This is a genomic window from Lewinella sp. IMCC34191 (genome assembly GCF_003390935.1).
In the GTDB taxonomy this organism is placed as follows: domain Bacteria; phylum Bacteroidota; class Bacteroidia; order Chitinophagales; family Saprospiraceae; genus Neolewinella.
Map to the genome: position 1 here is coordinate 137662 of NZ_QNQZ01000001.1, position 22290 is coordinate 159951.

Here is a 22290-nt window from a genome sequence, read left to right on the forward strand (position 1 = left end):
TGGAGGGGGGGTTACAGGCCGATGTTGATACCGAATTCGACGGTACGCGATACTGGCGAAGTAAGGAAGTCGGTACCCAAGGCGACGTTGCTGTCTCCGAAGGAATTGACCTCGGGGTCGAACCAGCTGTAGTCCGTCCAGGTGATCAGGTTCGTGCCGCGTACGAAGACGCGCAGCGAGCGGAAGTTGATCGGCTCCAGCACCGTGCTGGGCAGGTTGTAGGAAAGCGTCGCGGTTTTGAGGCGCACGAAGGAGCCGTCTTCCACGAAACGGTCGCTGTCCGAACGGTTATTACCCGCGCCGGGCTCACCGGTGATCCGGGGGAAGGTATTGCCATCTCCCTCCTCGCGCCAAGCATTTTCGTACGCCCGGACGGTGGGGGCGAATACGCTGTTGAGGCCCTCGGCGAAGGCTAGGTTGTTATTAAATACCTCGTTGCCCAGGTTGAATTGGAAGAAGAAGGCCAGGCCGATGCCCTTGTAGTTGAACTTGTTGTCGATACCGCCGGTGAAGTCTGGTAAGGCGTTGCCGATGAAGACACGGTCGTCGTCGTTGATGGTGCCGTCACCGTTCTGGTCGACGAAGCGGATGTCACCGGGGGCCACGTTGGGCTGGAAGTCGCGGTTGTCATCGCCGGGGTTGATGTTGTTGGCGGCTTCGATTTCGTCCGCGTTCTGGAAGATACCGTCGGTCTCGTAGCCAAAGAAGCTGCCGATGGGCTCACCGACCGCGAGGCGGGTGGCGAAGCCGAAGTCCTGCGGCTGGTCCTGGTAAAGCGAGAGCACTTCGTTGCGGTTCACCGCACCGAAGAGGGTGGTGGTCCAGTCGAAGTCCGGCTTCTGCACGTTGAGGAAGGTCAGCGAGGCCTCGAAGCCCACGTTGCGCATATCACCGATGTTCGAAGGAACGGTGAGGAAACCCGTAGTCGTTGGGATCGGGCGATCGAGGATAAGGTCAGTGGTGTTTTTGATGTAGAAATCGAAGGTGGCACCGATGCGACTCTCGAGCAATCCGAGGTCCAGTCCGACGTCGAATTGACCGGTAGTTTCCCAGACGAGGTCGGGGTTGCCGATCTGCGAGGGCGCGATACCGGGGGAATTCAGGTAGCTGCGGCCGGCACCGTAGAGCTGGCGGGTGTTGAAGTTGCCGATGTTATTGTTACCCGTGAGGCCATAGCTGGCGCGGAGTTTCAAGAGTTCGAAGACGCCAACGTTACCATTGTTAGCAAAGTTGTAGCCGGCGGCGATACCGGGGAACACACCCCAGCGGTCGTTGATGAAGCGGCTGGAGCCGTCCGCACGCACCGAGGCGGTCACGTACAGGCTGCTGCCGAAGTTGAAGTTGACGTTGCCGATGTAGCTGTGGAGCACGTCGCCGGAGACGTCACCGAGTACGTCCGAGGGGCTGGCCGCAGCGTCGGCGCTGGGGAAGTTGTCGGACGGCAGGTTGTTGGTCGAGAAGTAGTTGCGGCGGACGTCGTCGCGCTGGAAGATCGCACCGGCAACGGCGGTGAACTGGGTGTTGCCGAAGCTATTGTTGTAGTTCAGCGTGTACTCGTTGATCAGTCGCGTGTCGGTGGTGGAACCCTCTGAGATGATGCCGTTGGCGGAAGACTGCAGCGCGCTCGGCTCGAAGACGTTCTCGCGCAGGCTTAGGACGTCGGCACCGAGCTTGGCAGTGAACGACAGCTCATCGATGAAGTAGTAGGTGGCGGCCACGTTACCGATCAGGCGGTTGCTGATTAGGCGGTTTTCGTAGGCTTCGGTGGCGGCGATGGGGTTTTCCAGACCGAAGGCCGATCCGTAGGAGCCGTCGTCGTTGCGAATCGGTACCGTCGGCGGTAGCAGGATGGACGAAGAGGTCGCACCATAGATGTTGTTGTCGTTCTGGACCAGCTTGTTGTTGCTGTTCGTGTAGCCGATATTGATGCTTGTCGTCAGCCGGTCGCTGGCGGTATTCTTGAGGTTCAGACGCGCGCTGTAGCGGCGGAAGCGGGTACCCTCCAGGGCGCCCTGGTTGTCGTCGTAGCTCAACGAGGCGTAGAAGCTGGTGTTGCCGGTCCCCCCGGACATCGACACGTCGGTGTTCAGGATGGGGTTACGGTTGTAGATCAGGTCCTGCCAGTTGTTGTAGACGCTGGTGTCGAGACCCGGATCGAGGGCGCTGATGTTGCGCGTTCCGTAGCGTTCCTCGATGTAGTCGGTGTAGCCGACGTTGTCGACCACGTCGATCAGCTTGATGGGCTCGTTGAAGCCGTAGCTTTGGTTGATGTTGAAGCGAGTCTTGCCGGCCTTACCGGACTTGGTGGTGATGAGGACGACGCCGTTCGCAGCGCGGCTGCCATAGATGGCGGTAGTGGAGGCGTCCTTCAGGATTTCCATAGACTCGATGTCCGCGGGGTTGATATCCGCCAGTGCGTTGGCAGACTGACCGCCGATGTCGGTACGGGCGAAGTTGCCCGAGATGACCGGCACGCCGTCCACTACGAAGAGGGGCTCGTTCGAGGCGGTGATGGAGGTGGAACCGCGGACGCGGATGTTGAAGGCCGCACCGGGAGCGCCGCTGCTCTGCTGCACGGTAACCCCCGCTGCGTTACGTAGGGCAGATTGAACGGTGGATCCAGCCTGCACATCAATATCCTCAGTAGAGATGGAAGATACCGAACCGACGAGGTCTTTCCGCTTCACAGGCGAGTAGCCAATTACCAGAACCTCATCCAGGCCAATACCATCCTGAGACAGTACGATGTCATAAACATCTTGCCCTTCTAATACATCCACGACTTGGGTGGTGAAACCCGTATAGCTGATGGTAAGAGTATTGGCGGGCGGGGGAACCGTAATAGTAAAGTTCCCGTCGATATCGGTGACCGTACCAACGTTGGTGCCCGTAACGAGGATCGTAGCACCAATCAGGCCAATCCCCTCGTCATCGACTATAGTGCCCGAAATTTGCTGGGCCTGCAGGGCACCCACACTCACGAAGAGCAGTACCCATAAAAGGAGTCTAGTTGAATTCATACGTTAATTAGTTAGAATAGAATTGACACGGTCGCATCCGGAAGAAAACAGCGTAGGTTGTCGCTTTGCAGGATGCAAATGGTCATCATTGAATAGTAGTAGGTATTTGGCTAACTCATGGCGGCAAGCAAACGCTGCCTAATAGTTTACAGAGGAGCAACAATTGTCAGGGCAATTGCTGTGGCGGCAAATATATAAAAAGGAGCAGCGAATTTTTCGAACCTATTAAGGTTTCGTTAAGTTCTTGCCCGCCCACGACATTATTTCTTCTAAGTTCAGCGCATTCAGACAGCCCTCCTCGGTAAGCCCGCCCTTCCGCGCGGCGGCCACTCCCCAGCGTACATCGTCCAGCCCCCCGATGCTGTGCGCATCGGGGTTGATGCTGATCCACACGCCCCGCTCCCGCGCGTAGGGAATCCACGACCAGTCCAGGTCGAGCCGGTAGGGGTTGGCATTCAGTTCGATCGCCACCCCGTGCTCCGCGCAGGCATCGATGATGCGGCGATGGTCGATGGGGTAGCCCTCCCGGCTCAGCAGTAGCCGGCCGGTCGGGTGGCCGAGAATATTCGTGCGCGGATTGCGGATGGCGGCCAGCAGGCGCTCCGTTGCCTTTTCCTCGTCCATGTTCAAATTACTGTGGACCGAGGCCACGAGCAAATCAAAATGTTCCAGGATCCCGGATCCGCTATAATCCAGCGCTCCGTCGCCCAAAATATCGCACTCGATACCTTTCAGGATCCGGAAGTCGCTGAACTCTTCATTGAATTCGTCGATTTCCGCCCACTGCTCCCGCACGCGATCCGGCTTCAGGCCGTTGGCGTAAAAGGCCGCCTGGGAGTGGTCGGTGATCAGGATGTATTCGTAGCCCCGCTCGCGGGCAGCGTCCACCATTTCGCGCAGGGAATGAATGCCGTCGCTGTACTGGGTATGCACGTGGAGCACGCCCCGCAGGTCCTCCTGCTCGATCAAATCCGGAAGGGATCTCTCCCGCGCCAGGTCGATGGACCACGCCTGTTCCCGCATTTCCGGAGGTATGGGAGGGACCCCCGCCTTGTCGAAAACCTGTTGCTCTTCCGCCAGCCCCGTAAAGTTCGTATCCGGAAAGGCCGCGACGAAAGCTTCCACAAATTCCCCACTCCCGGTGTAGCGGAATAGCTTGCTCCCGAAGTTTTCCGACTGGCAGTGGTAGAGGGTCAGGGGCAGCTCATCTACCTCCCCCTGCGTACAGCGATCATCGCTGCTGTTCACCTGAAAGCCTGGAATTTGGGCGGCGAGCGCAGGTAATAAGGTCGTTATAAACTCGAGTCCCTTTAAAGTAGGTGCGGCCCGGCGCAGTGCCCCCGTGGGCTCAAAACGTTCATCCGGAAAGGCGGTGGTCAACTGTTCCAGCAGGGCCTCCGCGGCCAGGGCCGCCGTACGGTATAGGAAGCGGCCGCGGCTTTTCTGCAGAAATTCCAGCTTATGCTTCAGGCTTTCCTGCGTCTTTAGTCCAAAACCCTTCAGTTCGACCAGGCGATTCTCATTAATCGCGTAGAGCAGCTGACCGACCGTAGTAACGCCCAACCCGTCCCAAACGGCCTTGACTTTTTTGGGGCCGAAACCGCTGATGTCCAGCATCTCCCGGATACCCTCCGGGGTCTTGGCGCGCCACTTCTCCAGAGTTTCCATCTTACCCGTGGTAGCCAACTCGTGGATCTTCCCGGCGATGGCTTTGCCTACCCCTTCCAGTTTCTGCAGTTCGGCTTCCGACATGCTGGCTAGGTCGCGGTCGTCCTTGCGCAGTTTGTTGTAGGCATTGGTGTACGAACGGATCTTGAACGGATTGTCACCGTGCAGTTCCATCAACTTGCCGAGTTCGCGAAAGTGCCGGGCTATTTCGGGGTTGGTCATGCCGCGAAGGTAAGACGCTTCCCGAATCGGTCAGCCCGTCCAGCGCGGACGCTACGCTTTCAACATGGATTTAATATTAGAAGCCGCGGTTGGGTAGGCAAAGATCATTTGCTCGATCTCGGAAATGGGTATTTCCTGACGAATGGCTACGTAGAGCAGGTTGATCAGGTCCGGCGATCCGGGACCAAGCAGGTGGGCTCCGACGAGAACGCCCCGGTCATCATTCGTGATCAGCTTGAAGGCGGACACGCTGGCATTTTGGTGGTGCGCCTGAAACCACTCGGTGGTAACCTTATAGTGCACGGTGAGCTCGTCGTCTGATGCTTCCGCTTCCGCGGCGGTCATCCCCACGGAGGCCATCCCGGGAAGGGCGAAGGCTACGGTGGGGATAGGGTAGTAGTCCACCCGGTCGTCCTTGCCTTCGAACAGGTTACCATTCAAAATGGCGGCCGCGTAGGTGCCCACCGGGGTTAGCGGCAGACCGGTCGCCGCACAGTCGCCGAGCGCGTAAATGTGGTCGACGTTGGTTTTCAAAGCATCGTCCACCTTGATAGCCTGTTCATCGTTCGTTGCCACGCCAGCCCGGTCCAGCGCAAGCTTTTCGGTGTTGGGTATGCGGCCGGCGCAGTGGATTACCCGGTCGGTGAAGAGGGTGGTTTTTTGGCCGGCGGAATCTTCCACGGACACCTCGTACCGGTCATCCGTCGAACGCACGGCCGTCACCTTGCTATTGATGTGGTAGGTCATGCCGCGATCTTCGTCGGCCTGGCGGAGGAGGGCAGACAGGTCGTGGTCGAACTTGTCCAGGGGTACGTCTTCGGTAATGACCAGGGTGACGCGGGCTCCCAGAGCGTGGCAGATGTGGGCGGTTTCGGTACCGATGTAGCCCCCACCCACGATAAGGATCTCCTCTGGCAGATCCTCCATTTCCAGGAACTCGTCACTGGTCAGCAAATATTCATTACCCGGTATGTCGAGCGGCGCGGGCCGCATACCCGTAGCCAGTACGATCAGCTCGCCACGGAGCGTGGTGCCTCCTACGTCTAGCGTATGAGCGTCGGTGAAGGTGGCGTATTCCGCGTAGGTTTCTATACCGTTATCCCGCATTTTCTGGCGGCTGCTCTCGGGAACGGGTTGGGTAAAGCTCCGTTTCCAGCTCATCAGGTCGCTCCAGGCAAAGCCCGGCTTATTGGTAAACCCCTTTCCGCTGAGTCGTTCGACCCGGTACATCGCTTCCGCGGCGGCGTGCAGGACGAGTTTGGGGTCGCAACCACGGAGGGGGCAGGTTCCCCCGAAGTCCCGGCCTTCAATGATGGCGGTTGATTTACCGGCTCCGGCCGCGGCCACGGCTACGGACTGGCCGGCCGATCCGGCGCCGACTACTATTACCTCGTACTGCTTATCTGACATGTATATTCTTTAATGCTTCTGGGGGGGGGGCTCAGGCAGGCTGCTGCCGTGCCGTGATCCCGTTTATGATAATATCGCCGTGGTCGCGGGTGTTTTCGATAAAGAGCTTGCTGGTCTGCCGGCCGGCACACGCCACGCCCGCCATATATACCCCGGGCAGGGTGGTTTCCAGCGTTTCTGGATTGAAGATGGGCTTGCAGCTTTCGTCTTCGGCGATGGCCAGGCCAAGCCGTTCGAAGAGCTCGTAGTTCGGCTCGTAGCCCGTCATGGCCAGCACGAAATCGTTGGGTATCGTAATCTGGCCGTCGGGCGTACCGAGTACAACCTCGTCGGGGCGGATCTCATCCGTCGTTGTATTGAAGTACGCCTTGATCGAGCCCTCCTTGATGCGGTTTTCAATGTCCGGCTTGATCCAGTATTTGACCCGGTCGTAGATCGCTTCCCCGCGAATGGCCATCGTCACTTCCGCGCCCTTGCGGTAGCACTCCAGGGCGGCGTCGCAGGCCGAGTTGGCGGCGCCCACCACCAGGACGCGCTGCCCGATGTAAACGTGAGGATCGTCGTAGTAATGGCGCACCTTCGGGAGGTCTTCACCGGGGATATGCATGAGGCGCGGGGTATCGTAAAAGCCCGTGGAGACGACGACGTTGCGGGCCTCGTAGCTTCCCTTTGCCGACTCGACGCGGTAGCCTCCGTCGATGGCTTCCATTTTGCAAACTTCCTCGTATAGCCGGATGCGCAGGTCGTAATTCTGTACCAGGCGGCGATAATACTCGAGTGCTTCGGTGCGGGTGGGCTTATCCTGGTGGCTGATGAAGGGGGTATCCTGTATTTCCAGCTTCAGCGAGGTACTGAAGAAGGTCATATTGATGGGAAAGTGGAACAGGCTGTTGGCGATCACTCCCTTTTCCAGGATTAGGTAATCGAGTCCGGCGCGTTCGGCGCTGATGGCTACGTTGATGCCGGAGGGGCCACCGCCGATGATGATGAGGTCTAGCATATTCGGTCGTACTTGCGCTTCCGCGGGTGCGGCTGCCGTATCCTTGCGGAAGCACCGGCCCGTAAAGCGCGTATTCGTAACTTCTCCATAGGACGCAAAAGGACCCGCATAGTTCAGCCGCCGGGGCTCGGGTTGAGCTTTGTATGTTTGTCGGCAGAATTTAGCCTCCGCCCCAGATGCCCTACCGTAAACTTCCCCAGATTCAGGACCTATACCAGCGTTTCCTGGACCGCCTCCAGCACGCCGAGGATGGAAGGCACCCCCGGGGGTTGTACGAACCGATCGAATACATTCTCTCCATCGGGGGAAAGCGGGTGCGACCGCTCTTAGCGCTGATCGCGGCTTGCATGTTCGGGGACGACGAGACCCTGCGCGCCGGGATGCCGGTAGCGATGGCGGTTGAGGTTTTCCATAATTTCACCCTGCTCCACGACGACATTATGGACCAGAGTCCGCTACGCCGCGGACAGCCGACCGTACACCGCAAGTGGGATACCAACACCGCCATCCTGAGTGGCGACCTGATGCTCATTCAGGCCTATGGCTATCTGGCCACGGTGAAGGATCAGCACCGGGTACCCGCCCTCTTGAAAACCTTCAACCGGGTCGCAACCGGGGTATGCGAGGGGCAGCAGTTCGACGTCGATTTCGAACGGCAGAGCCACGTCACGATCGAGGAATACCTGAAAATGATCGAGCTCAAAACGGCCGTACTGCTGGGTGGCGCCCTCGAGATGGGGGCCCTCGCGGCCGGTGCCGACCAGGAGGATGCCGATCACCTTTACGCCTTCGGGCGACTTACCGGCCTGGCCTTCCAATTGCACGACGACCTGCTCGATGCCTTCGGAAACCACGAGGATACCGGAAAGCTTACCGGCAACGATATTATCCGCAATAAGAAGACCTTTCTCTACATAAAAACCCTCGAAGCGGTCAACGATCGCGACCGGGAAGAACTTATCGACTGGTTCAGCCACACCCCGGATGATCCCGCCCCCAAGGTGGCACGGGTGACCGAAATGATGCGGCTGAGGGGTATTCCCGAACTGGTGGAGAAGATGCGCGACGAGTTTCAACGGGATGCCTACGAGCACCTGGACCAGGTGAAGGGCGATCCGGAATGGAAAGCGGTGCTACGTGCCGTATCCGAGGGCTTACTCGAGCGCGTTAGCTAGAGTTCCAGCTTGCCGTTGTACCAGTTATCCTCGATGTCTGCCTCCTGAGCGGTGTAGAATTTCATCGCCTCGGTATTGGTGTCGACTACCTGCCACTTGAGCAATTTGCAGCCGCGTTCCCTTCCCCTTTCCTTGAGCACCTCCCAGAGACGCTGACCGATTCCCTGGCGCCGGTAGTCCGGTTGCAGCACGAAATCTTCCAGGTAGATCATGCGGCCTTTCCAGGTGCTGTAGACGAAGTTGTAGAGGCACATGCCAATTACTTTCTTGGTTGCCATGTCCTCGGCCACGATGATGTGAAAGAAGCCTTCGGCGAAGTCGGCGCGATAGTCCTCCGTGGTAGCGGTAAAGTGGGGCAGCGCGTCGACGTAATCGGCCAGCTCGCCTACAAGATCGTGTACGGCGGGCAGATCGGCGGCGTTACCCTGTCGGATCTGTACATTCATAAGCGCGAAGAACGGGAATGGCTAGCGAAACATCACCTTGCGGACCAGGTAACGGCCGTCGTCGCGAATCAGGCGAAGCATGTAGACCCCGTTGCGGATGCCACTGCTCGTGGTAATATGCTGGTCGCTCGTTACCTGACCACTCTGGACCGATCGACCGGCCATATCCAGCAGATCATACCGAAACTCTTCCGGTGGCAGGCCGGTGATGACCAACTGCTGACCAGGGGCCAGCGGATTAGGGCTGATGCGCAGTTCTGGTAGCTCTAGCCGACCGTTATCGGCACTAACCGGACTTGCGACGGCCAAACTATCGAAAAAGGCGAGTGCGCGTCGGACGGCCGGACTGACACAGCCGCCGTGGTCCAATTCGCCCCCGCTTTCCAGCAAAACGGAAGTGGAACCTAGTTCCCGCATCACGCTGTCGGCTACGATCGCGTTTTGGTAAGGGACCTGTTCGTCGGCGGTGCAGTAGTAGAGCAGGGTAGGGACGTTAGGAGCCCACTCGTAGGTATCGTTCGCGCGGAGTGCCTGGATAATTTGGCTTTCCGGATCGTTCTCCTCGATTTGCCGGACGATGGAGTCCTGGAACATGTCGATGAGGCGTTCTTCCCGTTCGCGAAGGAGCGTATCCAGTTTAAAATTGAAATACGCTCCGTCGATGATCTCCCGGTCGAAGCTGTCAATCACTTCCAGGTAGGGAGAAACGAAGGCCTGACCGAGGCTGTCATAGAGCCCGTATACGTTATTGTAGCTCACGTAGGTATAGACGATGAATCCCGGCAGGGTGGGGCGCTCGTTGGTAAGCGTTGCCTCGCGCATCACGCCGCTGATGCTGTAAGGGCCGGAGAGATGCGCGCCGGCGGTGACCACCAGGCTGCTGTCGGGGCCCGGGTCGGCCTGTAAGTCGCGCTGCAGGGCCTGGGCGGCGTGTCCGCCCTGGCTGTAGCCGGTGACGAAGAGTTGGTCGTTGTAGGCGATACCCTGCTCGTCGAGAAATTGACGGGCGGCCAGCAGCAGGTCTCTGCCGGACTGCGATTCGCTGTCGGCATGAACGTAGGGATGAAAACCATCGCTTTCACCGAGGCCGATGTAGTCGGGGGCCACGGCTATGTATCCGCTGGTAGCCAGCGCGTAAACCAACACCCGTTCGTCGGTGGCGAAATTGCTCGGAATCCGGCTGCGGTCGAGCACGGTACCGTGCATGTAGGCGACCATAGGAAAGGCCAGCGACCGTTCCGCCGGGAAGGAAAGCAGTCCGCTGGCGGTATCGGGACGGCCGAGTGCATCGGTGGTGCGGTACAGGATTTTATAGTTGGTTACGTTGTATTCCGGGGTGAGCCCCGGGACGTCGGAAAGCAATATGGCCGGGATACTCAATTGTTGTTCCACGCGGACATACGTCTGCGCCCGCATGGCTGACAGCGCCACGATGAAAATGAAGAAGGTAAACAGGTGCTTCATGGCGACAGGATTTTATAAATTATACATTTTGCGGCCTTCAAAGTAGGTATTAAAGAATTTACCCTTACCTTTGCGGCCCGAAATTATTCGCTTTAACTGATTAGTCGGCCCGTTGGGAAGGCTATTTACTAAAGGCTCCAAGCTATGCCAGTTTACCTTCCCCAGGAGAAGAAAGACGAAATCTTCACCGAATACGGCGGATCCGCTCAGAATACCGGATCCACCGAGGGCCAAATCGCCCTCTTCACTTTCCGCATCAAGGCCCTGTCGGACCACCTGCGCGAGCACCCCAAGGATCACAGCAGCCGGAAGGCGCTGTTGTCGCTCGTCGGTAGCCGGGGCAAGATGCTGAACTACCTCAAGCGCAAAGACCTGGAAGGCTACCGTTCGCTGATCGCCAAATTGGGCATCCGGAAGTAGCTTTTCGCAAAGAAGTTTGCGCGACGTTTGCAAAAGTTGAATAGTCGTGCTTACCTTTGCAGCGCCTTAGTAATAAGGCACCCCCAGAGCCCCTAGCTCAGCTGGCTAGAGCACCTCACTTTTAATGAGGGGGTCCAGGGTTCGAGCCCCTGGGGGCTCACGTTCTAAAGCCCCGTTCGCGCCCGCCGTGAATGGGGCTTTGTTGTATGCCTGCCCACCGTCCGCCCGGCCCGGTATCCTCGGAGCGGGTAACAAGGCTTCAACACCCGCCCGCCTGGCGCGCCCGGAAGACGGAGAACGGTCATCGCGCTGAAAGACCGACTAGTTTATCTGGGCCGCATCGAATTAAATAGATATAAATATAGATATGCCACAACTAACTAAAATAGGCGTCTTTTACGACGGTAATTACTTCCTTCACGTAAGCAATTACTATAATTACGACCACCCGCAGCGCCGCCGCCTCAGCATCACGGGCCTGCACGAGTTCATCGAAGCGCGGGTAGCGATGGAAGAGGGCGTGGCCCGCTCCCGCTGTAAGATTGTCGATAGCCACTACTTCCGCGGCCGGCTGAACGCCACGGAAGCCCAACAGCGGGGTAGCGCACTGTACTACGACCGGGTATTCGACGACATCCTGATGTCGAGCGGCGTCACCACTCATTATTCTCCGCTGCGGTCGAGCCACGGCCGGCGCCACGAGAAAGGCATCGACGTCTGGTTTGCCCTCGAGGCATTCGAACAGGCGCTGCTTCGCAAATTCGATATCGTGGTGTTGATCGCCAGCGACGGGGACTACGTCCACCTGGTGCGCAAGCTGAATGCCCTCGGTTGCCGGGTAATGATCGTGGGCTGGGATTTTGAGTTCACCACCGATAGCGGGAGTGGAATGGTGACCCGAACGAGCCAGGATCTGTTGGCCGAGGCGAGCTATCCTTTGACCATGTCATCCATCATCGACCACCCCAGCAGCGACGCGGAGGCAAAATTGGTCGACCGCTTGTTCGTATCCGAGAAGAAGAAAGAGGTGGTCGTTGAGGATCGGAAGCCCGATGCGGCCAATTTCGAGGAGCCGGTGAACGGTGAGATCGGGGAGGTCATGGAAAGCCAGATCTTCAGCCTGAAGGGCGGCTACGGCTTCATCACTTACCCACCCAATAACCTTTTCTTTCACCACAGTAACGTCAAGAACGTCCGCTTCGAGGACCTGCTGGAAGGCGACCCGGTCGAATTCACCCTGGCACACAGCAACAAGGGGAAGCTGGTCGCGCAGGAAGTCTACTTCATGGGCGAACTGGAGGGCGACGACTTCGAACAGGAGTAACTGTGGTTTTCATCAGCCGTAACCTAAAGGCCGACAGCGCGCTGCTAGCTTGGGGTAACGCGCATGGGGTTGCCGTGCGGGGCATGTCCCTGCTTCGGTTTGTGGCTGTGCCCTTCGACCCGCCGGTAAATATGGATTGGTGGTTCTTTTACAGCAGCCGGGCCGTGCAGTACGCGGGTAGCATTCCGGAAGAGGTCAAGACCGCCGCCATTGGGAGCGGCACCGCGGCGGCCCTCCTTCGGGCAAATGCGCCGGTAGATTTCTGTGGGTCGGGCTCCCCGGAGCGCGTAGCGGAAGACTTTTTGTCCGTATGCGCCGGCCGCCGGGTTTTCTTCCCCCGGGCGCGCCAGTCGCGACTAAGCGTTCAACTTATTCTACGGGACCGCGCGATGGTACTGGATGCCGTGTGCTACGAGAATCACGCCGCCCCGCCAGAAGAGGCCATCGACGCCAATACCTACATTTTTACCAGCCCCCTCAACGTGGCGGCCTATCTGGATCACTATAGTTTACCCACTGGCGCCCGGGTCCTGGCAATAGGCCCCAGCACGGGTTCGGAATTGGAAAGGCGGGGCATACCGTGCGAGTGGCCGGAAACTCCGTCGGAAACTGCCCTCGTGGAGCTATTATAAGGAAGTGGCTCGGGCGGGGGCAAAGCGGCGGCGGGCCCTGTTTTATCGATGGATCGCCGAACACCCTCCAACCGCTAGCCGCCCGACGACTACGACGACCACCGCTCCCCAAAACCATCCCAATCCCCACCTGTTCCCCCAGTATGATAGGCTGGAAATTTTCAAACTACATCCCCGGATCGGACGACGAGACCCCCTTCGAGAAGCTGCTCAAGCTCTTCCAGGAGTTGCTCACGCATACCTCCGGTAACGTCGGGGAAGCTCTGCAGTGGCTGACCAATCTCGACCGGCAGTACGAACTCACGGACGATCAGTACAGCATCGGCGATTTCATCCAGGAGATGATCGACAAGAACTACATCGAGCCCGGAGACGGACCCGGCAAGCCCGGCTACGTACCCACCGCCAAGATGGAAGGGGAATTGCGACAGAAAGCCCTGAAGGATATTTTCGGGGAAATCAAAAAAACCAAGCGCGGCAATCACAGCACCCGCTACAGTGGCCGCGGCGACGAGACCACCAGCGAGCGCCGTCCCTTCGAATTCGGTGACGCGCTGGATAAGATGGCCGTCAGCGAAAGCCTCCGCAACGCCCAGATCAACAACGGCATCGACGATTTCAAGCTTACCACCAGCGACCTGGAGGTCTACGAGACGCACTACCAAGCGCAGATGTCGACGGTGCTGATGATCGACATCAGTCACTCCATGATCCTGTACGGGGAAGACCGCATCACCCCCGCCAAGAAGGTAGCCATGGCCCTGAGCGAGTACATCACGACGCGCTTTCCCAAGGATACGCTCGACATCATCGTATTCGGCAACGACGCCTGGCCGGTCGAGATTAAGGACCTGCCTTATCTCCAGGTCGGACCTTACCATACGAATACCGTCGCCGGACTGGAGCTGGCCATGGACATCCTGCGCCGCCGGCGCAACCCCAACAAGCAGATATTCATGATCACCGACGGAAAGCCGACCTGCATCAAGCGGGGAAAGCGCTACATCAAAAACAGCATGGGGCTCGACCGGACCATCGTCAATCGAACGCTTAACCTCGCCGCCCGCCTGCGGAAGATCAGTATCCCGGTGACCACATTCATGATCGCGCGCGATCCCTACCTCGTTCAGTTCGTGCAGAGCTTCACCGAAACGAACGGCGGCAAGGCATACTACAGTGGTTTACAGGGACTGGGGGACTTCGTGTTCCGCGACTACAAACGGAATAAGAAGAAGTAATGCGGGGCTGCCTGATGCTATTTTTGGTGATCCTATCGGTTGGGTTGCGTGCGCAGTCCGGATTGGGGTGGAATACCGCAGCCGGTATACTCCCGATCCCGGAATGCGACCTGGTTAGCGATTTGCCGGGGATGATGGTAATGGCCAAGCTGCCCCTTGAGGAGGATGTTTCTACCTGCGCTCCGCCGCCCTATTTGCTGTCGGAAGATATGCCCGCACCGCGTGGGTTTGATTTCGCCGCGGCCAAGCCGTATCTGGCCTTCTTCTGCCGGCTGGAGTTGGACATCGAGGCGGCTACGAAGTTTCCCGTTCGATTCAGATTGGGGGAGGTGCGCACCTGGCAGCAGGAGTTGTCCAAACGGGATTGAAACGGACTCGCCCGACAGCCGGAATACGGTAATCAAATTGCGAACAAATTGCATGTACCTACGTTGGTATCGATAAACACAATCTATGTCTACCAACCCCAATCCCCTGTTCGTCGAAGAGAAAAAAGGTCAACACATTTATCATAATGTATGGGGTGGGGATGATTTGCACATCGGTATTTACCGGCCCAAGAGCCTCAGCCTGTACGAAGCAAATCGGAAGACCACGGAGCGGATGATCAAACTGCTCCCGCGCATCAAGCGCGCCTCCAAGATTTTGGTGGTCCAGTCAGGTTTCGGAGGTGCGGCCCGCTACATCGCCGAGAAGTACAAGTGTAAGGTTTGGTGCCTCAACGACGACGAGAAGCAAAATGAGTACAACGAGCGCAAGATTGAAGAGCTTGAACTAAGCAAAAAAGTGAAAGTCGCGAAGGGCTTCGTGGAGTATATGCCCTACGAGCCAGATTTCTTCGACTTTGTCATCGCACAGGACGCCTTCAGCCTGACGGGTAAAAAGCGGGAAACCTTCCGCGCCATCCACCGGGTGCTCAAGCCCGAGGGACGGCTCATCATCAGCGCCCTCATGCGCAGCGAAACCTGTGAGGATAAAGACTCGGAAGCTTTGATCAAAAAGCTCCCCCTCGAAGAGTTGATCACCGAAGAACAGTACGGCAGCGATGCGAAGCGCGGCTTCCTGCAGCAAATCTACAGCGTCGAGCTGTCGGACCAGCTGGTACACCACTACACCAAGGTCCTCTATACCCTGCAGGCGAACAAAGAAGCTCTTATCGAGCAGAGTAGCGAGCGCTTCGTCAACGACCGGGTCAAAACGTACAAGAACTTCATTCGGCTGGCCGAGGACGGCTGCCTCGACTGGGGTATCCTGATGTTCCAGAAGATGAACAGCTAGGCGGCGAGGGACGGCTTTCATCAACTGAAAGAGAAGGCTGCACCCACCGACCGAATAGATTGAGCATACCCGTTGCGCACGCGCAACGGGTATGCTCTTTAAGGGTACCACCTAGTCGCTTATACGTACAGCTTTCGGTCTTTGATCACTATGCGCATAATCCTCACTTTCTAAATGTTTACGGTGCTGGTGCACATACTTGTACCGCTCGTTAGCTATCTGCCTGTGCAAGCCATGGCATAAGCTTTCGTACTCGGTTCCTGCCATTCGGTTTACCGCGCATATCCACCCAACGCGGAATACATATGCAACAGCTGCGAGGCGATAAGCTTTCACGGTTCCGCTATGCTCTATTCCTCTTCGAAGGGTAGAAGCAATTGTACCCCTTCGCCACCTTCGCGCTCCAGGTTACTGACGCTCAGCCCCAGCAGCCGTACGACAGGTACTTCCTCGACGTTCTCATCCAGCAGCTGGTAGGCGATATCCTTCAGATCCTGAAGCTTACGTATCTCCCCGCTAAAACTGCGACTGCGCGTATGGATCACGAATTCGGGGCTTTTCATCTTGAGCGTGACCGTACGTCCGTAGTTGTCGCGGGCAACCAGGTAGTCAAAAACCTTCTCCGCCAGCCAGTCGATCTTCTCCTTCATGACGCGAAGGGAAGAGACGTCATCGGAGTATGTACGTTCGGCGCCCACGCTCTTGCGGTTGCGGTTGGGATTGACGGGCCGGTCGTCCAGGGCGCGCACGATGCGATAGTAGTGGCGCCCCACCTTACCGAAGCGCTGGGCCATTTCCATCTCCGAGAGTTGCCGTAGGTCGCCGCCGGTTCGGTAGCCCATTTTGTGCATACGGGCCGCGGTGACCTTACCGATGCCGTGAAAGTCTTCTACCGGTAGTGCCGCCAGGAAGGCAGGTGCCTCTTCGGGCATGATGACCTTCATCCCGTTCGGCTTATTGATGTCACTGGCCACCTTGGCGAGAAACTTATTGAAGCTGACGCCGGCGGACGCCGTCAGACCGGTAACTTCGAAGATCTCCTCGCGGATCGCTTCGGCGATGAGGGTAGCGGAGGCCGGGCCCTTCTTGGCCACGGTGACATCCAAATAGGCCTCGTCCAGACTCAATGGCTCTACCAGGTCAGTGTATGAATAGAAGATGTCGCGAATCTGATCGGAGACTTCCCGGTACTTTTCGAAGTTCGACTTTACGAATATGAGATCCGGACATAGCCGTTTGGCCGTTACGCTTGGCATAGCGGAGCGCACGCCGTACTTACGCGCCTCGTAGCTGGCCGCCGCCACTACGCCACGAAGTTTACTGCCCCCGACGGCGATCGGCCGGCCACGCAGGTCCGGATTATCCCGCTGTTCGACACTGGCAAAGAAGGCATCCATATCGATATGGATGATCTTGCGCGTCTTACCGAGGGGCTCCCGATTTGCTTTTCGCTTCCATTTCATTCATCAGCTCCTCGGTGTCCGCGGTCAGTTCGTCCAGCTTCTCCTGGGCGGCCCGCGACAGATCACCGCCTTTTTCCAGCGCCCGCTCCAGATCGGTACGCCGCTCGGTTAAATCTTCTATATCCCTGATCAGCTTGGAATCGCTGAGGTCCTGGGCTTCTTCCCGCAACGATCCGTAGAGGTTTTCCAACTTATCCAATGCATCGTCGTACTTGCCCTGCCGCATCTTTTCCCGTTCGCCCTTGAGCAGGTTCCAGGCTTCCGAGCCGAGATCGCGCGCCTTGTCCACGATCTGTCTGCTCTGTTCCTTTTCCTCGATCGTACCGTAGAAATAGTTGTAGGCCAGCAGTCCGATAACCAGAAATAGTGCCAGCTTCAGTATAGTCCGCATACCCGAAAGTTTAGGCAAATATAAGGTTTTACAGCTCGTTTGAATTTGGGCGGCGGGGCGCAGGCAAAATGTCCGTCACCCAACGGGGTGTAACTATATTGGTGACGATAATCGTTTTAACAGCAAGTTACACCGGTTTACATGGCTAACTAATCAAAATATTTACAAATAATTTGTTTTAAACTTGCTTTTAATTCCAACAGGCCCTATTTTTGTTGCACAACCATCAGGTTACACTTATGGACCTTACCATCCGAATCAGCAAGAAAGGCACCCGCGTCGTAAAGGCTACCGAGCTACACCGCGCGCTCGGGCTGGCCGATCACCACTACCAGACGAATGTCCGTGGGTGGATCAGTGACGTGTATCAGTTCGCCGATGGTATCCGCAAACCGGTCGGACTACAGGACTACGCGCGTAGCCCGAAGACAAAGGCGGGCATCGTGCACGAGTATTACTTCAATCTCGAAATGGCCCGACTGGTCGCACTCAGTACCAAGTCGAAGGTCAAGCAGGCTATCGCCACCAAGCTGAGTAAGGAGGAGGCCGTCTTTCCCGACCGCGTCCAGTTGACCACCGAGGAAACGCTCGAACTCATGGAGCAAACCCGCGCCATGAGTCGGCTCTCCTGCCAGGTCGCCGCCGAGGAACGTCACCTTAAAGCTTACATCCGGCGCACGGGCTCCCAGGATTACTGGAACAAATACCGCGTAGAGAACGTCGTCAAAACCACGATGGAAGACTTGCGTAAACAGCTATCCGAGCGCGGCCAAGCCTACAACCGCAGTCACCGGGTACGTGAGTTGTTGCTGCGCTACGACCCGTACGAATGTGTCCGGGTGGGTATCGTCGATCACTACGCCGCACAGGGATACAGTATTCCTTACGCCCTCGAATTGGGAAGGCTCGCCCGCGAGTTCGCGGTGGCCATGCACCTGGATGTCAGCGACGACCGCAAAGGGGAGGGACTATTCACCACCCCCGCCGATACCGAGGTTGTCCGTCAGTTGCAGCGCGCCGCCGCCTGACCTATTGTGCAGTCTGGGGGGCTTGTCCCTCCTGTTCGACGTACTTGAAAAACCAAAACATGAGGAGCGCGCTGTCCCCCTGGTAGTCTATGTCCCGGAGCACTTCCCGGTAATTCTTTAGTACTTCCTCTTCGTGCAGAAAGGGGCGCAAAGTTTGCAACAGTTTGGTATACCGGGGAAAGTCTGCCGCCGGCGGGACCGATTTGGCGCCCAGCTTTGTACAGATGGTCTGTAGCAGATCGGTAGAGTAGGGGGCATACTTATCCGGGTATTGTCCCATCAAATAGATCGATACGATCTGGTAATCATCATCGTGGTAGTGCGTAGGGATGCGGGCCTTGGGTTTGGCATCCCGGTACCGGTTAAAGAGCTCGTTGATGTAAAAGACGAAGCGCTGGATGCGTCCCTCCAGGTCGCGGTCTTCGCTATACAGATCGCGGAAGGCGTCGCGCACGAAGTCCGGTTCCCATTCCATGATGGCCAGCATGCTGCGCTTCGGGTCGTAGCCTCCCCGGCGATAGTGGCGGCGATTCGTTTTGCTGTCCAGTGCGGCATCGTAGCTGGCCGCCAGGTCTTTCGCTTCCACATTGAAGTGGTCCTGCCAATTTTGCTGCGTTTCCCAGTAGGGAAGGTATTCTTGCGCTTCGTCCGTCAGCATCCAGTCGGTGAATTCGCGGACGTAAGTTTTTATTTTAGGCACTTGCATACGCGCCAAATTACGATCTTTAGGAACCGATGTTCAACTTGAAGCCCTTACCACATTCCATCGGCCGACTTTATAGCCAGTATCAGTCTTTCGATCTGGTGATTGACAGCCGATTAGTTAGTGATCCTAAAAGATCTTTATTCTTTGCTCTCGAGGGAGAGCGTACGGATGGCCACCGCTTTATACCACAGCTGCTGAAGATCGGCGTACGCCACTTCGTCGTTCGTGCGGCTACCTTTGATAGCCTGCGGGAAGAGATACGCGCGGAAGCGAGGCGAACCGGAGATATGCCGGTTTTTACCGAAGTGGAAGAGCCGGCCGACGTGTTGCGGCAATTGGCCGCTTACCACCGGCAGCAGTTTACTATTCCCGTCATCGCCATTACCGGGAGTAACGGCAAAACGATCGTCAAGGACTGGCTGAGCGAAATACTTCGTGCCGACTATACCGTGTGTTCGACCCCCCGTTCTTATAATTCGTTGATCGGTGTCCCGCTCTCCGTTTGGAAGCTGCGGTCCAAACACGATATCGCCGTATTCGAAGTCGGCATCAGTGAGCCGGGCGATATGGAGAAACTTCGTGCCATCGTCCAGCCCACCCATGGCGTACTGACCACCATCGGAACGGCCCACCAGCAAAATTTCCCCTCCCGAGAGCAAATGGCCTGGGAGAAGTTCCAGCTGTTCGAATCCGTGGAGCATTTGATTATGCCCGAGCGCGACGATCTGCGGCAATACATATCGGACGTCCCTTCCCGCAAGGTCGTCACCTGGTCCGGCGAGGGCCGCTCGGGGATAACCGTTGACGGGGAGGCTTTAGGCATCGAATATCCGGACTTGCCGCCCGTATACCTGGACAATGCGCGGACCGTTACTACCGTAGCACGCCATTTCGGGGTGGACTGGTCGTACATACGTGACGGGGTCGGTCACTTCGTTCCCTTCGCCAACCGTCTGGAACAGCGGCAGGGTCGCGACGGTGGCAACGTGATCAACGACTCGTACAGTAACGATCTGAATGCCCTGGCCGCCGCCATCGATTTTGCCGAGATACAGGATGGCTTCGGATCTTTGACGCTGATCCTCGGACACGTACAGCCGCTCGACGATCTGGAGCAGCGATTACGAAGCCTGCTGCTTGGCCGAATCGACCGGCTCCTGCTGATTGGTGACCGCCACGAGTACCTGCTGGCGGACTTCCCCGAGAGTAAAATGTATGATTCCGTATCCCACCTCGCCCGGGAGATACCGGAGCTTAGCTTTCACCGGCAAACCGTCCTGGTCAAGGGGGCGAACTACCAGGGAATGGATCAGATTGCCGACATGCTCAGTCAGCAACTGCACCGCACGATCCTAGAGGTCGATCTGGAAGCACTCCGGCACAATTACCGCACCTACTACAGGCACCTTCCCGATAACTGCGAAGTGATCGTCATGTCTAAAGCCTCCGCCTACGGTAGCGGAGCGCTCCCGGTAGCCCGAGTGCTGGAGGACGTCGGAGCGGCCTATTTGGCGGTCGCTTATCCGGAGGAGGGCAGAGAGCTTCGTCGGGGCGGCATCAAGCTTCCCATCATGGTGCTCAATGCGGAGGCCTACAGCTATCCGATGCTGGTAGAGTATAATCTGGAGCCGGTCGTTCACCGCGCGGAGCAGTTACGGTACGCCGCCAATCTCCAACTCCCCGCCCACGTGGAGCTGGATACCGGAATGGCCCGGCTGGGTTTCGTGGCGCGGGAGTTTCGCGAGATATTATCTAACTCTAGCGGAGACTTGTTGGAAACGCCGGCCAGCATCTTTACCCACCTCGCGGCCAGTGAAGATGAAGCGCACGACGACTATACCCGACAGCAGCTGACGGTCTTCGACAAACTCTACGGTGAATACCTCTCCACCGGTGCGCCGGAGGTGAAGCGGCACGCCCTGAACAGCAACGGTATCTCCCGCTTCCCGCAGGCCGCCTACGATATGGTCCGTTTGGGGATTGGGCTGTACGGGCTTGGCGATGAAACCCTGCGCATGCACCTCAAGCCCGCCCTCAAACTCACGACGACCGTCACCGCCATCAGCGAGCGGGAGTCCGGCCAGACCGTGGGATACGGCCGGCGTGGGCGCCTCGAATCCTTTACCCGCCTGGCCGTGCTCAGTATTGGGTACGCCGATGGCCTCCCCCGCCAGGCGGGGGAGGGAAGATTCGGGGTGCGCATCAAGGGCGTGCTGGCGCCCACCGTCGGGTCGATCTGTATGGATATGTGTACGGTGGACATCACCGCCGTCGGGGATGTACAGGTCGGCGATGAGGCCGTTATCTTTGGTCCCGACCATCCGATCGAACTACTCGCCGCCGCCGCACGGACTATACCCTACGAGATACTGACCGGCATCGGGCAGCGGGTCCACCGGGTTTACGTGGGCGAATAAAACCCTCCCCGGCCCCGGCGCTGTTTACTTTGCCAGCATGAACGTACTCTTTCTCGACCGGGATGCCCATCCCTATCTCCGCGAACGCTTACTCTCCGAAGGTCACTCGGTCGACCTGGCAACCGATATAAGCCGGACGGAGGCCCTGGAACGAGTAGGAAACTACGATGGACTCATGATCCGGTCACGCTTCGATATAGACCGCGAAATGCTGGACGCCGGTGGTTCGCGCTTGCGTTTCGTTGCGCGGTGGGGTGTCGGTACCGACCATATCGATCTGGATTATGCTAAAGAAAAGGGCATCACGGTTTTCAACAGCCCGGAGGGAAGCAAGCACACCGTAGCGGAACATACCGTGGGCATGATGCTGATGCTGCTCAACCACCTGGGGCGCGCCGATCGCCAGGTGCGCGAAGGGGAATGGGTCCGGCGGGGTAACGTTGGCTCCGAACTACAGTACCTCACCGTCGGATTGGTGGGCTACGGCAATATGGGGCAGATGACCGCCCGCCGGCTAAGCGGATTCGGTTGCCGCGTCATCACCCACGATAAGTTTCGAACCGACTACGGCGACGATTACGCCGAAGCCGTCAGTCTGGAGCAGCTGCAGCGGGAAGCCGACGTGGTCAGTTTGCACATCTTTCTCGAAGGAAACCGCTACTATGCCAACCAGGCCTGGTTCGATGCCTTCCGTAAGCCCATTTACCTCATCAATACGGCCAGGGGACTCGTCGTTAACACCGCCGATCTCGTGCGCGCCATGGAAGCAGATCGGGTACTCGGCGCCGCCCTCGACGTAAACGAATACGAAGAACAAAGCTTCGTCCAGCTCAGTCCGGACGATCTGCCCGAAGCCTTTCAGTACCTGCGTAGCAGCGACCGCACCGTCCTGACCCCGCATATCGCCGGCTGGAGCGTCGAGGCCGAGGAAGGCCACGCCCGCACGCTGTACCAAAAGATTACCGAATCCTTTCCCGATTTATAAGCC

19 protein-coding genes and 1 tRNA gene are annotated in these 22290 nt (G+C 57.8%); 11 read left to right on the top strand and 9 right to left on the bottom strand.

Annotation, left to right across the window (positions count from 1 at the left end):
* Positions 1–11 precede the first annotated feature (11 nt).
* The 4 genes from DRW39_RS00560 to DRW39_RS00575 form a co-directional block, all read right to left on the bottom strand.
* Positions 12–3020: a SusC/RagA family TonB-linked outer membrane protein gene (locus tag DRW39_RS00560; protein ID WP_116105047.1), complete on the bottom strand. Its 3009-nt coding sequence runs from the start codon at positions 3018–3020 to the stop codon at positions 12–14.
* 225 nt (positions 3021–3245) lie between these two features.
* On the bottom strand, positions 3246–4910 hold the full coding sequence (locus DRW39_RS00565; protein ID WP_116105048.1) for a DNA polymerase/3'-5' exonuclease PolX: 1665 nt from the start codon (positions 4908–4910) through the stop codon (positions 3246–3248).
* A gap of 51 nt (positions 4911–4961) precedes the next feature.
* Entirely contained in the window at positions 4962–6320 is a 1359-nt protein-coding gene (locus DRW39_RS00570; protein WP_116105049.1) for a dihydrolipoyl dehydrogenase family protein, read from the bottom strand.
* 31 nt (positions 6321–6351) lie between these two features.
* Positions 6352–7320: a YpdA family putative bacillithiol disulfide reductase gene (locus tag DRW39_RS00575; RefSeq protein WP_116105050.1), complete on the bottom strand. Its 969-nt coding sequence runs from the start codon at positions 7318–7320 to the stop codon at positions 6352–6354.
* Between the two features lie 176 nt (positions 7321–7496).
* Between DRW39_RS00575 and DRW39_RS00580 the strand changes: the two genes are divergently transcribed.
* Positions 7497–8495: a polyprenyl synthetase family protein gene (locus DRW39_RS00580; RefSeq protein WP_116105051.1), complete on the top strand. Its 999-nt coding sequence runs from the start codon at positions 7497–7499 to the stop codon at positions 8493–8495.
* Here the strand turns inward: DRW39_RS00580 and DRW39_RS00585 are convergent.
* On the bottom strand, positions 8492–8941 hold the full coding sequence (locus DRW39_RS00585; RefSeq protein WP_116105052.1) for a GNAT family N-acetyltransferase: 450 nt from the start codon (positions 8939–8941) through the stop codon (positions 8492–8494). The two genes, DRW39_RS00580 and DRW39_RS00585, sit on opposite strands and share 4 nt — an antisense overlap.
* Before the next feature lie 21 nt (positions 8942–8962).
* Entirely contained in the window at positions 8963–10405 is a 1443-nt protein-coding gene (locus tag DRW39_RS00590; protein WP_116105053.1) for a lipase family protein, read from the bottom strand.
* A 144-nt stretch (positions 10406–10549) separates the two neighbouring features.
* Here DRW39_RS00590 and rpsO point away from each other — a divergent pair, with 144 nt between their 5' ends.
* The 7 genes from rpsO (at position 10550) to DRW39_RS00625 (ending at position 15297) form a co-directional block, all read left to right on the top strand.
* On the top strand, positions 10550–10825 hold the full coding sequence (gene rpsO / locus DRW39_RS00595) for a 30S ribosomal protein S15 (protein ID WP_116105054.1): 276 nt from the start codon (positions 10550–10552) through the stop codon (positions 10823–10825).
* An 86-nt stretch (positions 10826–10911) separates the two neighbouring features.
* A tRNA-Lys gene (locus tag DRW39_RS00600) sits at positions 10912–10985 on the top strand.
* A gap of 207 nt (positions 10986–11192) precedes the next feature.
* Positions 11193–12149, top strand: a complete 957-nt coding sequence (locus DRW39_RS00605) for an NYN domain-containing protein (protein WP_116105055.1) — start codon at positions 11193–11195, stop codon at positions 12147–12149.
* Positions 12150–12232: 83 nt separating this feature from the next.
* Entirely contained in the window at positions 12233–12781 is a 549-nt protein-coding gene (locus DRW39_RS00610; protein ID WP_116105056.1) for a uroporphyrinogen-III synthase, read from the top strand.
* 143 nt (positions 12782–12924) lie between these two features.
* Entirely contained in the window at positions 12925–14019 is a 1095-nt protein-coding gene (locus tag DRW39_RS00615; protein ID WP_116105057.1) for a vWA domain-containing protein, read from the top strand.
* Complete coding sequence (locus DRW39_RS00620) at positions 14019–14387, top strand: hypothetical protein (protein ID WP_116105058.1); 369 nt, start codon at positions 14019–14021, stop codon at positions 14385–14387. Before DRW39_RS00615 ends, DRW39_RS00620 begins: the two co-directional genes overlap by 1 nt.
* Positions 14388–14472: 85 nt before the next feature.
* On the top strand, positions 14473–15297 hold the full coding sequence (locus DRW39_RS00625; protein ID WP_116105059.1) for a methyltransferase domain-containing protein: 825 nt from the start codon (positions 14473–14475) through the stop codon (positions 15295–15297).
* Between the two features lie 350 nt (positions 15298–15647).
* On the opposite strand, the gene dinB is transcribed toward DRW39_RS00625, so the two are convergent.
* Together dinB and DRW39_RS00635 are read right to left on the bottom strand one after the other, a co-directional pair.
* Positions 15648–16760, bottom strand: a complete 1113-nt coding sequence (gene dinB / locus DRW39_RS00630; RefSeq protein WP_116105060.1) for a DNA polymerase IV — start codon at positions 16758–16760, stop codon at positions 15648–15650.
* Entirely contained in the window at positions 16720–17151 is a 432-nt protein-coding gene (locus tag DRW39_RS00635) for a hypothetical protein (protein WP_116105061.1), read from the bottom strand. Before DRW39_RS00635 ends, dinB begins: the two co-directional genes overlap by 41 nt.
* Before the next feature lie 239 nt (positions 17152–17390).
* Between DRW39_RS00635 and DRW39_RS00640 the strand changes: the two genes are divergently transcribed.
* A complete protein-coding gene (locus DRW39_RS00640; RefSeq protein ID WP_116105062.1) occupies positions 17391–18179 on the top strand; it encodes a hypothetical protein in 789 nt (262 codons plus the stop codon).
* A gap of 1 nt (position 18180) precedes the next feature.
* Here the strand turns inward: DRW39_RS00640 and DRW39_RS00645 are convergent, their stop codons facing one another.
* Positions 18181–18885 (bottom strand): hypothetical protein, encoded by a 705-nt coding sequence (locus tag DRW39_RS00645; protein ID WP_116105063.1) that lies wholly within the window; start codon positions 18883–18885, stop codon positions 18181–18183.
* Positions 18886–18923: 38 nt separating this feature from the next.
* On the opposite strand from DRW39_RS00645, the gene alr reads away from it, so the two are divergent.
* Both alr and DRW39_RS00655 read left to right on the top strand, forming a co-directional pair.
* Positions 18924–21302: an alanine racemase gene (alr, locus tag DRW39_RS00650; protein ID WP_198664732.1), complete on the top strand. Its 2379-nt coding sequence runs from the start codon at positions 18924–18926 to the stop codon at positions 21300–21302.
* 37 nt (positions 21303–21339) lie between these two features.
* Entirely contained in the window at positions 21340–22287 is a 948-nt protein-coding gene (locus tag DRW39_RS00655) for an NAD(P)-dependent oxidoreductase (RefSeq protein ID WP_116105065.1), read from the top strand.
* The last annotated feature ends 3 nt before the right edge of the window (positions 22288–22290 follow it).